Origin of the sequence: Kitasatospora sp. NPDC001540 (assembly GCF_042894345.1) — a bacterium.
GTDB lineage: Bacteria > Actinomycetota > Actinomycetes > Streptomycetales > Streptomycetaceae > Kitasatospora > Kitasatospora phosalacinea_C.
Genome location: NZ_JBIAVO010000009.1, coordinates 171,935 through 185,302, shown reverse-complemented (window position 1 = coordinate 185,302; position 13,368 = coordinate 171,935). Strand labels below are relative to the sequence as shown.

The 13,368-nt window shown below is 75.2% G+C and carries 14 protein-coding genes; 9 read left to right on the top strand and 5 right to left on the bottom strand.

Annotated elements, in window-relative coordinates:
- Positions 1–14 precede the first annotated feature (14 nt).
- Entirely contained in the window at positions 15–929 is a 915-nt protein-coding gene (locus tag ACFY00_RS14385; RefSeq protein WP_388031018.1) for an SGNH/GDSL hydrolase family protein, read from the top strand.
- A 416-nt stretch (positions 930–1,345) separates the two neighbouring features.
- On the opposite strand, the gene ACFY00_RS14380 is transcribed toward ACFY00_RS14385, so the two are convergent.
- Together ACFY00_RS14380 and ACFY00_RS14375 are read right to left on the bottom strand one after the other, a co-directional pair.
- A complete protein-coding gene (locus ACFY00_RS14380; protein WP_388031017.1) occupies positions 1,346–2,419 on the bottom strand; it encodes a hypothetical protein in 1,074 nt (357 codons plus the stop codon).
- Between the two features lie 329 nt (positions 2,420–2,748).
- Positions 2,749–3,282 carry a GNAT family N-acetyltransferase gene (locus ACFY00_RS14375; RefSeq protein ID WP_388031016.1) on the bottom strand — a complete coding sequence of 178 codons (534 nt, stop codon included), beginning with the start codon at positions 3,280–3,282 and terminating at the stop codon, positions 2,749–2,751.
- Positions 3,283–3,434: 152 nt separating this feature from the next.
- Between ACFY00_RS14375 and ACFY00_RS14370 the strand changes: the two genes are divergently transcribed.
- From ACFY00_RS14370 to ACFY00_RS14345, 6 genes are all read left to right on the top strand, one after another.
- Positions 3,435–4,331 (top strand): NAD(P)-dependent oxidoreductase, encoded by an 897-nt coding sequence (locus ACFY00_RS14370; protein WP_388031105.1) that lies wholly within the window; start codon positions 3,435–3,437, stop codon positions 4,329–4,331.
- Positions 4,332–4,524: 193 nt separating this feature from the next.
- Entirely contained in the window at positions 4,525–5,433 is a 909-nt protein-coding gene (locus ACFY00_RS14365) for a PHP domain-containing protein (protein WP_388031013.1), read from the top strand.
- A 115-nt stretch (positions 5,434–5,548) separates the two neighbouring features.
- Positions 5,549–6,628: an SPFH domain-containing protein gene (locus ACFY00_RS14360; protein ID WP_388031011.1), complete on the top strand. Its 1,080-nt coding sequence runs from the start codon at positions 5,549–5,551 to the stop codon at positions 6,626–6,628.
- Positions 6,625–7,524 (top strand): hypothetical protein, encoded by a 900-nt coding sequence (locus ACFY00_RS14355; RefSeq protein WP_388031009.1) that lies wholly within the window; start codon positions 6,625–6,627, stop codon positions 7,522–7,524. The genes ACFY00_RS14360 and ACFY00_RS14355 overlap by 4 nt, the downstream gene beginning before the upstream one ends.
- Before the next feature lie 87 nt (positions 7,525–7,611).
- Positions 7,612–9,918: a hypothetical protein gene (locus tag ACFY00_RS14350; protein ID WP_388031006.1), complete on the top strand. Its 2,307-nt coding sequence runs from the start codon at positions 7,612–7,614 to the stop codon at positions 9,916–9,918.
- A 119-nt stretch (positions 9,919–10,037) separates the two neighbouring features.
- Positions 10,038–10,268: a DUF6296 family protein gene (locus ACFY00_RS14345; protein WP_285737599.1), complete on the top strand. Its 231-nt coding sequence runs from the start codon at positions 10,038–10,040 to the stop codon at positions 10,266–10,268.
- Positions 10,269–10,371: 103 nt separating this feature from the next.
- Here ACFY00_RS14345 and ACFY00_RS14340 read toward each other — a convergent pair whose 3' ends face one another.
- Positions 10,372–11,355, bottom strand: a complete 984-nt coding sequence (locus ACFY00_RS14340) for an aldo/keto reductase (RefSeq protein WP_388031004.1) — start codon at positions 11,353–11,355, stop codon at positions 10,372–10,374.
- 155 nt (positions 11,356–11,510) lie between these two features.
- On the bottom strand, positions 11,511–12,086 hold the full coding sequence (locus ACFY00_RS14335; protein WP_388031003.1) for a TerD family protein: 576 nt from the start codon (positions 12,084–12,086) through the stop codon (positions 11,511–11,513).
- Positions 12,087–12,342: 256 nt separating this feature from the next.
- Between ACFY00_RS14335 and ACFY00_RS14330 the strand changes: the two genes are divergently transcribed.
- On the top strand, positions 12,343–12,705 hold the full coding sequence (locus ACFY00_RS14330) for a UBP-type zinc finger domain-containing protein (RefSeq protein ID WP_388031000.1): 363 nt from the start codon (positions 12,343–12,345) through the stop codon (positions 12,703–12,705).
- A gap of 119 nt (positions 12,706–12,824) precedes the next feature.
- Complete coding sequence (locus ACFY00_RS14325; protein ID WP_388030997.1) at positions 12,825–13,148, top strand: MazG-like family protein; 324 nt, start codon at positions 12,825–12,827, stop codon at positions 13,146–13,148.
- A gap of 84 nt (positions 13,149–13,232) precedes the next feature.
- On the opposite strand, the gene ACFY00_RS14320 is transcribed toward ACFY00_RS14325, so the two are convergent.
- Positions 13,233–13,367, bottom strand: coding sequence for a DUF6126 family protein (locus ACFY00_RS14320; RefSeq protein ID WP_388030996.1), 135 nt, complete (start codon positions 13,365–13,367; stop codon positions 13,233–13,235).
- Position 13,368: the final 1 nt, after the last annotated feature.

Genomic DNA, 13,368 nt, shown 5'->3' with positions numbered 1-13,368 from the left:
TCCGGAGGGACGCGATGACGGTTCGATTCGCTGCGCTCGGCGACTCCCTCACCGAAGGCGTCGGCGATCCGGTGCCAGGGGGGTGGCGGGGCTGGGCGGCGCTGCTCGCCCCCGCCCTCTCGCCGGGGCCCGTCGAGTTCCGCAACCTCGCCCACAGCGGCGCGCTCAGCCGCGACCTGCTGGTCTCCCAACTGCCCACCGCGCTCGCGCTGCGCCCGCAGTTCGCGGCGGTGCTGATCGGCGGCAACGACACCTTGCGGGCCTCCTTCGACCTGGAGTCGACGGCCCGCCGATTCGCCTCCGCACTCTCCTCGTTGACCTCGATCGGAGCCGTCCCGCTGACCGCCTGCCTGCCCGACCCGGGGCTGCTACTGGGGCTGCCCGCACCGCTGGCCCGGCCGCTGGCCCGCCGGATGAGGGGCGTCAACGCGGCGGTGCACGCACTGTCGGCGCACCACGGGGCGGTGCACCTGCACCTGGCGGAGTTGCCATGGACCGAGCATCGGGAACTGCTGAGCGTGGACCGCCTGCATCCGAGCGCTGCGGGACACCAGTTGATCGCCCGTGAGTTCCACGCCCGGCTCGCCGGGGCCGGGCACCGGGTCGGCGCGCCACCCGCCCGGCTGAGCACGAAGCCGCCCGGGCGCGGGGCGGACCTGTGGTGGATGGCCACCCAGGGCACCCGCTGGGTGGCGGCCCGCTCGACCGACCTCCTGCCCGGACTGTTCGCCCTGGCCGCCCTGGAGGCCCGCCACCTGCTACGCGGCTCGGCCCACCGCCTCGACCGGGCCGAGGCCCTGGCCACCGACGCGATCGTCACCCGCCTGACCGCCACACCGTCCCCCCGATCACCGGCATCCACACCCGCACCTCCGCCCGTACCGATGAGCAGGCTCAGCAGCGGTCGGTGCCCCAGCCGTGAACCGTGATCCCGTTCGCGCCGGGACGGTCCGGTCGACGGGCTACCCGGCGACCAGGGCCGCCAGACCCACCGCGCTCACCGCCTTCTCACCGAATTGCCGTTCGGGCAGTGCCCGGGCGCGCGCAGCACGTCCCCCCGACCGGGGCGTCCCCCGACCGAGGCTCCACCGGATCGGCCGGGGACTGTGCGCCGCTCCAGATGACGCAGGATTGCCCGGGTCGCGGTGGTCGTGGGCCGTGCACTGCACCGCGGTGAGAGCATCGGCGCCGGGGACCTCCGCAAACGGTCTTCCACCGCACGAGTCCGGCCCCGCCATCCACGCGGCGGGGCCGGAGCCCGACCTCTCGGCCTTCAAGGTGTCGGGCGGGTTTGCGTATCGATCAGTTGGATCCCGACCGCTGCGACGGCGGCTTCCGGAGACGCTCAGTGCCTGCGGCGGGACCGGCCGAGGCAGAGCAGCGAGGCGCCGGTGGCGGCGGCCAACGCGGCGACGGCGGCCAGCGGGCCGGTCTCCGAGGTTCCGGTGTCCGCGAGGGCGGGGCCTGTCGGGGTGCCCGTCGGCTCCGGGGCGGTGGAACCTTCGCCCGTGGGGCTCGGCTGGGGAGCGGTGGAACTCGGTGTGGAGCTGGCACTCGGCTGGGGAGCGGTGGAACTCGGTGTGGAACTCGGTGTAGGGCTGGGACTGGAAGCGCAGGGCAGCCACTGGAGCTGGACCGCTCCGTCGCCGCTGCGCACGCCCGTGGTGAACTGGGCTCCGGCGGGGCCGAGGCTGGAGCCGCCCCCGCCACCACCTGCGTCGAGCGTGCCTTCGGTGGACGATCCGCCCGCGCCGCCGCCGTGGGCGCCGCCGCCACCGCCTCCGCCGGTTCCCATGTGGGGATCGGCGACGTTGAGCGCGCCGCTCCCGCCGATCATGCCGTTCGCCGAGCCACCGGCCACGCCCGGCTGGTCGCCGGGCGACGTCGGGGTTCCACCGGCTCCGCCGCTGCCGCCGTCGCCACCCGCTGCGCCGCCGTGGCCGGCGCCCGGGGTGGTGGGCGTCTGGCCGGGGTCGCCGTTCTGGCCGCCGTCGCCGCCGCGGCCGGTGCCGTTGTCGCTGAAGCTTCCGGCTCCGCCGCCGCCTCCGCCCGCGACGATGACCGTGGTGCCGTCGAGGGCGACAGACGTCGCCCCGCCCCCGCCGGCGGCGGTGGCGCCGTTGCCGGGCCTCGGGTCGGCGCCGTAACCGCCGCCCCCGTACCCGCCGTGCGGGGCGCTGCCGTCGGTGAGGCTGCCACCGCTTCCGGCGCCGGCCACGTTCACGGTCAGCGCCTGGCCGCTGTGGACGTCCAGCGTCGCGCGGACCTCGCCACCCAGGCCGCCGGACGACCCGTAGACCGCCTTTCCGCCCGCGCCACCGAAGGCGGTCACCTCCACCCGGCACACGGCGTCGGGCACCGTGAGGGCTTGGGGGCTGCCGGTGAACGCGAGGTTCAGCACCCCCTCGGCGGCTTTCATCGTCGTTGGAAGGACCCGGGCCGCACAGGTGGCGGGGACGGCCAGGAGCAGACCGGAACTCAGGGCAACGGCGCAGGCTGCACGTACGGTGGGGCGTAGTCGTTTCATACGTACACGATATTATCGCGCTCGGCAAAAACTTCGTTACCATGAGTAATCATCTGACGTGTCGGCCGCTTCTGCGGCAGGGGGCGCCGAACCCGGCCGGGCCCTCACCCTCGCGACACCGTGATCCGATCACCTGCCTCGTCAGAGCCGCCTATCGGCCCGATCCCGGCGGTCGAGCGGGTGATCGCGTAGGCGCCCGCGGTCCGGCTCCAGGGCGGGTGTCACCAGAGGTCGCCCTCGCGCCAGTCGCAGACCAGGCCGGCCACCGGGTCCAACTCCCCCTCGCCGCCGAGGAGGTAGATCCAACCGTCCTCCTCGGCGGTGCGCTGCCGTCCGTGCGGGCCGAGGGCCCAGGTGGGGCCGGGCCAGGGGCGCCAGCCCCGGGCGAGGTAGAACGGGACGCCTTCCTCGCTGGCACCGAGCGCACCGATCTGGTGGGCGGCCCGGACGACGCGTTCCGCCTCGTTCATCAACTTCCCGCCGATGCCCCGCCGTTGGCGGTCCTGCCGGACGACCACACCCTCCAGGTAGCCGGCCCGCAGGATGCGGTCGCCGTTCATCAGGCGGCGCTGCACCACGGCGGCGTGTCCGACCAACTCGCCTCCCTCCCAGGCGAGTACGTGCAGCCCGCCGAGGCAGTGCGTCCAGTCCTCCTCGGTCATCTCCGAGCCGAACACCTCGAACAGCAGCGCCCGGACCGCCCTCCGGGTCACCGGGTCGAGGTCCGCCGTGTGCACCGTCCGCACCGTCACCATGCCCGCACCTTCACCCTCCCCGCGCCCGCACCGCGCCCGCACCGTGCCCGCATCCTCGCAGACCCGGCGCCGCCGGTGGCAGCACCGCGCCCCGGGCAATCCGGACCGCTCGCACGCCCGGGTCGTAGCATCGGCCTCGGAGCACGACCAAGATCCACCGGGAACGGGAAGGACAGCGCATGGACGTCGGTTTCGTCGGTCTGGGAGGAATGGGTCGGGCGATGGCCCGGCGGCTGCTGGCGGCCGGTCACGCGGTGCGGGTGTGGAACCGCTCGCCGGAGCCGGTGGCCGCGCTGGTCGCCGACGGGGCCTCGGCGGCCGGGACGCTCGCCGGGGCGTTCGGGGCACAGGTGGTGGTGTCCATGCTCGCGGACGACCGGGTGGTCGAAAACCTGCTGCTGGACGAGGAGTTGCTGTCCGGTGCGCGGGGCGTCACGCACGTCAACATGGCCACCGTCTCACCCGCGCTGGCCCGTCGGGCCGCCGAGCTGCACGCCCGGCACGGCCTCGGGTACGTCGCGGCACCGGTGCTGGGCCGGACGGACGTCGCGGCGGCCGGGAACCTGAACATCCTCGCGGCCGGCCCGTCGGCCGAACTCGACCGGGTGGCACCGCTGTTCGAGGCGATGGGACGCCGCACCTGGCCGCTCGGGGAGGACCCGGCGGCCGCGAACGTGGCGAAGATCAGCGCCAACTTCCTGCTGGTGTCGGCGATCGAGGCGTTCTCCGAGGCGGCCACGCTCGCCGAGGCCGGCGGACTCGACCCGGCAGCGTTGCTGGCGGTGCTCACCGACTCGCTGTTCCCCGGCCCGGTGTACGCGGGCTACGGCGGGATGATCACCGAGCGGTCCTTCGAACCGGCCGGGTTCCGCCTGGCGTTGGGCCTGAAGGACGTGAACCTCGCCCTGGAGGCCGGGGCCGCCGCCGGAGTCCCGCTCCCCCTCGCCTCGCTGCTGCGCGACTCGCTCCTCCAGGCGGTCGCCCACGGCCACGGCGAACAGGACCTCGCCGCGATCTCCACCACCTCCCGCTCCCGCGCCGGAATCTGACGGGAGGTCACCCTGGCGCGCACCGCCGGGCGGGCCGCGAAACGACCCGCCCGGCCCCGACCTCCGGCGCCCCGTTCCCATCACCCCGCTCCCGGGCTTCGCTAAGGTGAAACCCCCGCGCCGCCCCCGCCCCCGCGCCGCACAGAACCACGCCTCACCGCCCCAAGTGCCGCCCGCACCAAGGAGGTCGACCGTGATCGCGCTGCCCTTCGGCCTACCGGGCCGGTTCTGGCGCGGCAACCTGCACACCCACACCGACCGCTCGGACGGGGCGCTGTCGCCGGAGGAGACGGCCCGGCGCTACCGGGACGCCGGGTACGACTTCCTCGCCGTCACCGACCACTTCCGGCCCGTCCACGGCTACCCGGTCACCGACACCCGACCGCTGCGCACGCCCGGGTTCACCACCCTGATCGGCGCCGAACTGCACGCCCCGCGCACCGAGTTCACCTCCGAGTGGCACATCCTGGCGGTCGGCCTGCCACTCGACTTCGCCCCGCCCTCCCCCGGCGAGAGCGGCCCGGAACTGGCCCGCCGGGCGCGTGCCGCGGGCGCGTTCGTCGGCATGGCTCACCCGGCGGCCTCGCTGCTCACCGAGGCCGACGCTCAGCGCCTGGACGCCGCGCACGCCGTCGAGGTGTACAACGCGCTGTCCGCGCACGAGGACCGCGGCGACAGCTGGCACCTGGCCGAGACGCTGCTCAACCGCGGTCGCCGCCTGCACGCGTACGCGGCCGACGACGCGCACTTCCAGCCGCAGGACCCGCCGGGCTGTGCGGCCTGGGTACAGGTGCGCGCGACGGAGCTCGCCCCCGGGGCGCTGCTCGCGGCGCTCAAGGCGGGCCACTACTACTCCAGTACCGGGCCCGAACTGTTCGACGTCTCGCTCGCCGACGGCCGGATCACGGTGCGCTGCTCCCCGGCCCGGAAGGTGCTGGTCACCGGCGGCCGTCCCGGCAAGCAGGTCGTCGCGGGCCGGGTCGGCGGCGAACTCACCGGATGCACGCTGCCGTTGGCCATGTTCCGCGACACCTGGTGCCGGGTGACGGTGGAGGACGCGCAGGGCCGCCGCGCCTGGAGCAACCCGATCCAGCTGGGCTGAACCCCCGACCGCCCGCCCCCGCCGGCCCTCTTCCCACCCCCCTTTTCGTCGTATTGACGACAAGCGGCACCTCCAGTTATCGTCATAGCGACGAAAAGAGAGGAACCGCGACCCCATGGCCGACATCACCCGCCGCTTCGGCTTCCGGCACCTGCGTTCCACCCCCACCAGCCACATCCGCCACCTGCGCGGCGGACAGCTCGCCCACGAGGGCACCGGACTGGCCTTCTGGTTCCGGCCGCTCACCGCCGCGATATCCGAAGTCCCGGCGGACGACCGTGAGTTGGCGATGATGTTCCACGCCCGCACGGCGGACTTCCAGGACCTCGCGGTGCAGGCCAACGTCACCTACCGGATCAGCGACCCGACCATCGCCGCCACCCGCCTCGACTTCGGCATCGACCCGGACACCGGCAGCTGGCGCGCCGAACCGCTCGCCCAGCTCGGCAGCCTGCTGACCGAGACCGCCCAGCAGCACGCGCTCCAGCTGATCGCCCGCACCCCGCTGGCCGACGCCCTGGTCAACGGCGTCACGGCCGTCCGCGAGCGGATCACCGAGGGCCTGGCCGCCGAACCCCGGCTGGCCGAGATCGGGGTGTCGGTGCTGGCGGTGCGCGTCACCGCCGTCCGACCGGAGGCCGAGATGGAACGGGCGCTGCGCACCCCGGCCCGCGAACAGGTCCAGCAGGAGGCCGACCGCGCGACGTACGAGCGCCGCGCCGTCGCGGTCGAGCGGGAGCGCACGATCGCCGAGAACGAACTCGCCAGCCAGATCGAACTGGCGCGTCGCGAGGAGGAGTTGGTGGCCCAGCGGGGCACCAACGCGCGGCGCGAGGCGGAGCAGAAGGCCGCCGCGGACGCGGTCCGCACCGAAGCGGACGCAGTCCGCCGGACCAAGATGGCGGTCGCCGAGGCCGAGGCCGCGGGCACCCTGGCCGCCCAACAGGCCGAAGCCGCACGCTCGTTGGGTGAGGCGAAGGCCGCCGCGGAGGCCGCCTGGCTGGCCGCCCACCAGCAGGCCGGCCCCGAGGTCCTGCAGGCGCTGGCCCTGATCCGGTTGGCCGAGCACCTGCCGCGGATCGACAGCATCACCCTCACCCCGGACGTCCTCACCGGCCTGCTCACCCGCCTGGCCACCCCCGCCTCGGCTCCCGCCACCGCTCCCACCACCACTCCCGGGGAACCGGTCCGATGAGCCTGGCCCCTCGCGTGGTGCTGATCCACCGGCGCACCGAGTACGAGGAGTTGATCGCCCGGCACGGCACCCGCGGCCAGGCCGAGTTCTTCCTCTCCCGGCGCGGCCGCTCGCTGGCCGAGGCCGAGCAGCGCCACCACCGGGCCCGGGGCGCACTGGCCGCGGTGTCGGCCGCGGTGCCGCTGGACTGGCGGCAGGCCCGGGTGGAGCGCTCCGACCTGGACCGGTTCCTGTTCGGCCCGGAAGACGTGGTCGTGGTGGTCGGCCAGGACGGCCTGGTGGCGAACGCCGCGAAGTACCTGGCGGGCCAGCCGGTGATCGGCATCGACGCCGAACCGGGCCGCAACGCGGGCGTCCTGGTCCGGCACCGCGCCGAACAGGCCGAGCCGCTGCTGCGGGCGGCCGTACTGCCGGGCGTGGAGAGGCGGTTGGAGCGGCGCACGATGGTGGAGGCGGTCGCGGACGACACCCAGCGGCTGCTCGCGCTGAACGAGATCTACCTCGGGCAACCGGGCCACCAGACCGCCCGCTACCGGCTGGCGGCCCCCGGCGGCGCGGCCGAGTCGCAGGCCTCCTCGGGCGTGCTGGTCGGCACCGGCACCGGCGCCACCGGATGGTGCCGCTCGGCCTGGCTGGAGCGCTCCAGCCGCCTGGACCTGCCCGCGCCGACCGCCCCGCGCCTGTCCTGGTTCGTCCGCGAGGCCTGGCCGTCCCCGGTGACCGGCACCTCCCGCGTCGAGGGCCTGCTGGACGCCGACCAGCAGCTCACGCTGACCGTCGAGTCGGAACTCCTGGTCGCGTTCGGCGACGGCATCGAGTCGGACGCCCTGCAGCTGACCTGGGGCCAGACCGTCCGGATCGGCCCGGCCGCGCAGCGCCTGCACCTGCTCGCCTGAGCACCGCCACCACCGCCACTGCCCCTGCCACCGCGGCCGCCACCGCCACCGCGGCCGTGTCACCGCCCACTGCGACAATCCGACCCCATGAGCCACCGCCCCGCCCCGACGACCGGCCTCGACGGGATCCACCTGACCGACTGGTCCCAGCTCCGGCACGCCTACGGACCCGCCACCGACGTCCCCGCCCTGCTGCACGACCTCGCCACCGCCGCCGACCCCGTCGCCCTGTCGGAGGCCGTGCAGGAGGCGTGGAGCAGCCTGGTGCACCAGGGCACGGTGTACGGGGCGACGGTCGCGGCGGTCCCGTTCCTCGCTGCACTGGCCACCGCCACCGCCACCGCCAGCACCAGCACCAGCACCAGCACCGACCGAACCGCCAACCGGGCCGCCGCAGTGGGCCTGCTGGCCTCGATCGCGGCGAGCACCGACGAACACGAACTCCCCTTCCCGGGCGCCGCCCGCGCCGCCGTGGTCGATCAACTCCCCTCTCTCGCAGCGCTGTTGGGCGACCAGTCCGCAGAGATCCGGCAGGCCGCGCTCACCTTGCTGCTCCCCTGCGCCTCCACCCCTGCCACCACCACCGTCCGCGCCGCGCTCCGCCGCCGCTGGCAGCAGGAGGCCGAACCCGCCCTCCGCGCAGACCTGTTGACCGTCCTCGCCGCGTTCGACCCGGCCGCCCGCGCCGAACTGCGCGGCCACGCGCTCTCCCCGGCCCTGCCCGGCCCCGTCCGGATCGCCGCGCTGCGCGCGACCGTCGCCGACGGCCTGCCCTGGGACGCCGAACTGTCTGCTGCCGTGGCCGAGTTGTGCCCCATCGAAGCACACACTGAGCACACCGCGCTGAACCGCTGGACGCTGCCCGCCCTCGCCACCGGCTTGCACGAACGCGGCGACACGGAAGCCGCCCTCACCCTGCTGGAGACGACCGCCGCCCGCGCGAGCGATCCCGCCGCCGCCCGCGAGCTCCTCACGGCCGCGGACTCCCTGGCCCGGCGCTCCCGCAGCGCCCCGGCCCGATTGCTGCCCGTCCTGCTCCCGTTCCTCACCGACGACGATCCTGCGCCCGACGCCCCGGTCCACGAGATCCTCGACGCACTGGCCCAGTGGGGCGAACCGTTCCCGCAGGCCGTGCCCGCGCTGCTGCGCCTGGCCGACCGGCCGGACCGGCTCGGCGACCACGCGCTGCAGGCCCTGCTGCTCCTGCCCCGCACCCACCCGGCGCACACCCCGGCCCGGCTCGCCGAGCTGCTGGGCCGACGGCTGGCCCACCGCTGGCGGTCGCTGCGCACCGTGCACGCGCAGTCCGTCGAGCGACCGCCCACCCTCCTGCCCGTCGACACCGGCCTGCTGGCCGCCGTCCGGGCCGAGCTGCTCGCCCCGGCACCCCCGCCGCCGGACAGCGGCCCGTGGACCCGCGACCTGGTCGGCAACCGCACCACCGAGCTGCTCGGCCTGCTCACCACCTGGGGCCCGGCCGCCCGCCCCGCGCTGCCCGAACTGCGACACCTGCTGGACGAGCGCCCGACCCGCGTCAACGTCCACGCGCTGGCCAGGGCGCTGGCCGCCGTCGCCGACCCGGCCCGCGACCCGGACGTGCCCGCGGGCCTGCGCGCGCTGGCCTCGGCCCCCGACATGCCCTGGCGCGACCGCCACGCCGCCACCACCGCCCTGCACGCCCTGACCGGCGACGACGCCCCGCTGCTCGCCCTGCTCGCCGCCGCCCTCGACACCCGCGCCCCGCACGAGCTGTCCACGGCCCTGCACGCCCTCTCCGCCCTCGGCGAGCGCGCCCGCCCCCTGCTGCCCCACCTGCTGGCCCTGCTCATCACCCCCACCCCCGCCACCGCCACCGCCCCGGGCCTGCCCCCGGACGATCTGCTCGCCGCCGCCGAGGCCGTACGGTCACTGACCGGCGACCGGCACCCGGACGTCCTGCTGCCCCACCTCGCCGCCGCCCTCGCCCGCGACGCGGACAGCCCCCGGCGCTCCTCCCGCGCCCTGCCCCTGGCCGCCCGGCTCGGGCCCGCCGCCGCACCCACCGCGCCCCTGCTGCTGCGTCTGCTGGCGCACCCGAGGAACAGCGCCGAAGCGGCCCGCGCCCTGGCCGCCGTCCACCCGGCCGACGCCCGTCCGGCGGGGATGCCCCGCACCGAGCTGGCCGACCTCGTGCTGGCCGCGCTCGCCGCCCACGGCTCCCCGGCCGACCTGGAGGCGCTGGAGGCCCTGGCGGCCGCCGAGCCGCTCACCCCGGCGCAGCTGGCCGCGCTGCACCGCCTCGCCACCTCCGACGTCCGGGCCGTCCGCTCGGGCTCCCACGACCGGATGGTCCACGACGACCTCGCGTTCCGCACCGCCGCGCGGGCCCTGCACACCCGCCTGGCGCCCGCGTGAACACCCGGGCCCCGGCACTCGGGCAACCCGCCCGAACACCCGCCCGAGCCACCAGATCGCGACCGCCCGCCCCCGACCTGCCTAGGATGGAACGACGTCCACGGGAAGAAGGCCCGGCCATGACCCAGCGATTCGCACTCACGTTCCCCGGCGAGACCGGCGGCCACGCCGAGCAGGACGTGGTGGTGGTCGAGGCGACCGGCGCCCGGGGCCCCGGCGGCCACCCGGTGTACGCGGACCCGTCCGGCATCGTGCAGGCCGAGATCAGCGACCGGGGCGAGGTCCGGATGCTGGCCAGCGGCGGCCACCAGGCCCCCCGCACCCCGCTGCACGCCGAACCGCTGCCCTGAACCGAGCGAGCCCGGAAACCGCCCCGCGCCCACCCCGCGCCCGCGGGGCGCCCGCTCCCGGGCGCCCCGCGGAACCGGTGCGAGCCACCGCCCGCACCACGCCCTACCAGCGCGAGTGCACCTGCGCCCGCAGCCGCCGGTCGTACAGGTCGCGGACGGCCTGCAGGGTCTGCTCCGGCAGCGGCGACAGCGCCATCGTCTCGGCGTTCGCCCGGGCCTGCTCGGGCGTGCGGGCACCGGGGATGACGGTGCTGACGCCGGGCTGCTGGACGATCCAGCGCAGCGCGGTCTGGGCGGAGCTGGCGCCGGGCGGGGCGAGCCGGGCGAACTCGTCGGCGGCCTCCACGCCGGTCTCGAAGTCGATGCCGGAGAAGGTCTCGCCCTGGTCGAACGCGGAGCCGTCCCGGTTGTAGGTGCGGTGGTCGTCGCTCCCGAACACGGTCTCCTTGGTGTACCTGCCGGAGAGCAGTCCGGAGGCCAGCGGCACCCGGGCGATGATGCCGACGCCCGCCTTCTCGGCGGCGGGCAGCACCCGGTCGAGCGGCTTGAGCCGGAACGGGTTGAGGATGATCTGCACGCTGGCGACGCCGGGCCGGGCGATCGCGGTCAGCGCCTCCTCGCAGGTCTCCACGCTGACGCCGTACGCGGCGATGCTGCCCTCGGCGACCAGGGTGTCGAGCGCGTCGAACACCTGGTCGTCGGAGTAGACGGCGGTGGGCGGGCAGTGCAGCTGCACCAGGTCGAGCCGTTCAACGCCCAGGTTGCGGCGCGAACGGTCGGTCCACTCGCGGAAGTTGGCGAGGGTGTAGTTCTCCGGCAGCTGCGGCAGCCGCCGGCCGAGCTTGGTGGCGACCATCAGGCCGTCGTCACGCCGCTCCTTCAGGAAACGCCCGATCAACTGTTCGCTGCGGCCGTCGCCGTAGACGTCGGCGGTGTCGAAGAAGGTCACCCCGGCGTCCGCCGCGGCGCCCAGCACCGCCAGGGCGTCCTCCTCCAGCACCACGCCCCAGTCCGCGCCGAGCTGCCACGTTCCGAGACCGATCACCGAGACCGGGCGCCCGGTCCTGCCAAGTACACGCTGTTCCATGCGCCGAGCCTGCCACAGCCCGGCGCACCACCCGAACGCCGACACCCCCCGACCGGGGCGACGGAGCGCGCGGGGGACGCCGGAACGCGCGGGGGCCGCCCCGGTCGCGGCCTGCGGCAACAGCGGGACGGCCCCGTGCGACACGGGGCGGCAGGTCAGACGTTGACGCCGTAGTCGAGCGCGATGCCGCGCAGGCCGGAGGCGTAACCCTGGCCGATGGCGCGGAACTTCCACTCGCTGCCGTAGCGGTACAGCTCGCCGAAGACCATCGCGGTCTCGGTGGACGCGTCCTCGGAGAGGTCGTAGCGGGCGACCTCGCTGCCGTCGGCCTCGTTGACGACCCGGATGAACGCGTTGCGCACCTGGCCGAAGCTCTGGTGCCGGTTCTCCGCGTCGTAGATCGACACCGGGAAGACGACCTTGGCGACCTGCGGCGGGACGGCCGTCAGGTCGACCTTGATCTGCTCGTCGTCGCCGTCGCCGCCACCGGTCAGGTTGTCGCCGCTGTGCTCGACCGAGCCCTCGGGGCTGCGCAGGTTGTTGTAGAAGACGAAGTGCTGGTCGCTGAGCACCCGGCCGGCCTCGTTGCACAGCAGCGCGCTGGCGTCCAGGTCGAAGTCGGCGCCCGTGGTGGCCCGGACGTCCCAGCCCAGGCCGACGATGACGTTGGTGAGCCCCGGGGCCTCCTTCGTCAGCGAGACGTTTCCGCCCTTGGCGAGCGAGACTCCCATGTGTGCCCTCCTGTGGTTTCCCCGTACCGGGCCCGGCAGTTCGGCCGGTTCGGCGCCGACGGCCGTCGCCCGGCCTCCTCGGTCGGGCCCGGGCCCGCACCGAATCTACAGCACTGTAGATCAGTACGGAATCCACCTCCGCACCGCCGTCCGCCCCTCCCGTTCCCCGGCGGCCCCGGCCCCGTCCCGCCGCGCCGGATCCGCTTCCGGCGCGCGCCCGCCGCCCCGGGCATACCCTGGCCGAGGAGGTGCAACGATGAGCGACGACACGACGATCCCCGGCATCGACCCCACCGTCCCGCCGAGCGGCGACGGCTGCGCGGAGTGCCTGGCGGGCGAGGGCCAGGGCTGGTGGTTCCACCTGCGCAGGTGCGCCGCCTGCGGGCACATCGGCTGCTGCGACTCCTCCCCGTCCCAGCACGCCAGCGCGCACGCCCGGTCGGCCGGGCACCCGTTCCTCACCAGCTTCGAGCCCGGCGAGGACTGGTTCTGGAACACCGAGACCGAGCAGTTCTACGAGGGTCCGCCGCTGGCCGGTCCGACCTCCCACCCGGTCACCCAGCCCGTCCCCGGCCCGGCCGGCCGCGTCCCGATCGACTGGCAGCAGCGCCTGCACTGACGCCCCGTCACCACTCACCGTCCCGGGCCGGTCGGGCCGGTCGGTACGATCGTCGTCCAGCGGCGGGCGGGCGGCCCGGACACCCGCCCCGCCGGAGGTCCGGCGATCGGTGGTGGGACGTGGACGAGCGGCAGTGGGGGACGGTGCGGCGGCTGGCCGACTGGCTGGCCGAGGGCAGCGCCCAACCCCCGGAGATGCAGCGGGTGTTGCAGTGCCTGAAGCTGAGCGAGGAGGCCGGCGAGGTCGCCGAGGCGGTGATCGGCGCGCTCGGCCAGAACCCGCGCAAGGGCTTCTCGCACTCCTGGGACGACGTCGCGGACGAGCTGTGCGACGTGGTGATCACCGCGCTGGTCGCCCTGGTCCGCGTCCACCCCGACCCGCCCGCCGCGTTCGACGCGCACCTGGCGAAGGTCGCGCAGCGCGTCCTCCCGCAGCAGCCGTAGGACCGCACCCCGGCGGCCCGGCGGGGCCGAGCAGCCCGACGGGGCCGAGCGGCCCGGCGGGGTCACGACCCAGTGGGCCACGGCTCAGTGGCGGCCGCCGACCGCGAACAGCAGGATCACGAAGCCGGCGAACAGGTGCGTACCGGCGATGTAGATCAGCGCCCGGACCAGCATCTGCTTGCGGCGCGAGTTCTCCTCGCGCACCCCGTCACTGGTCACG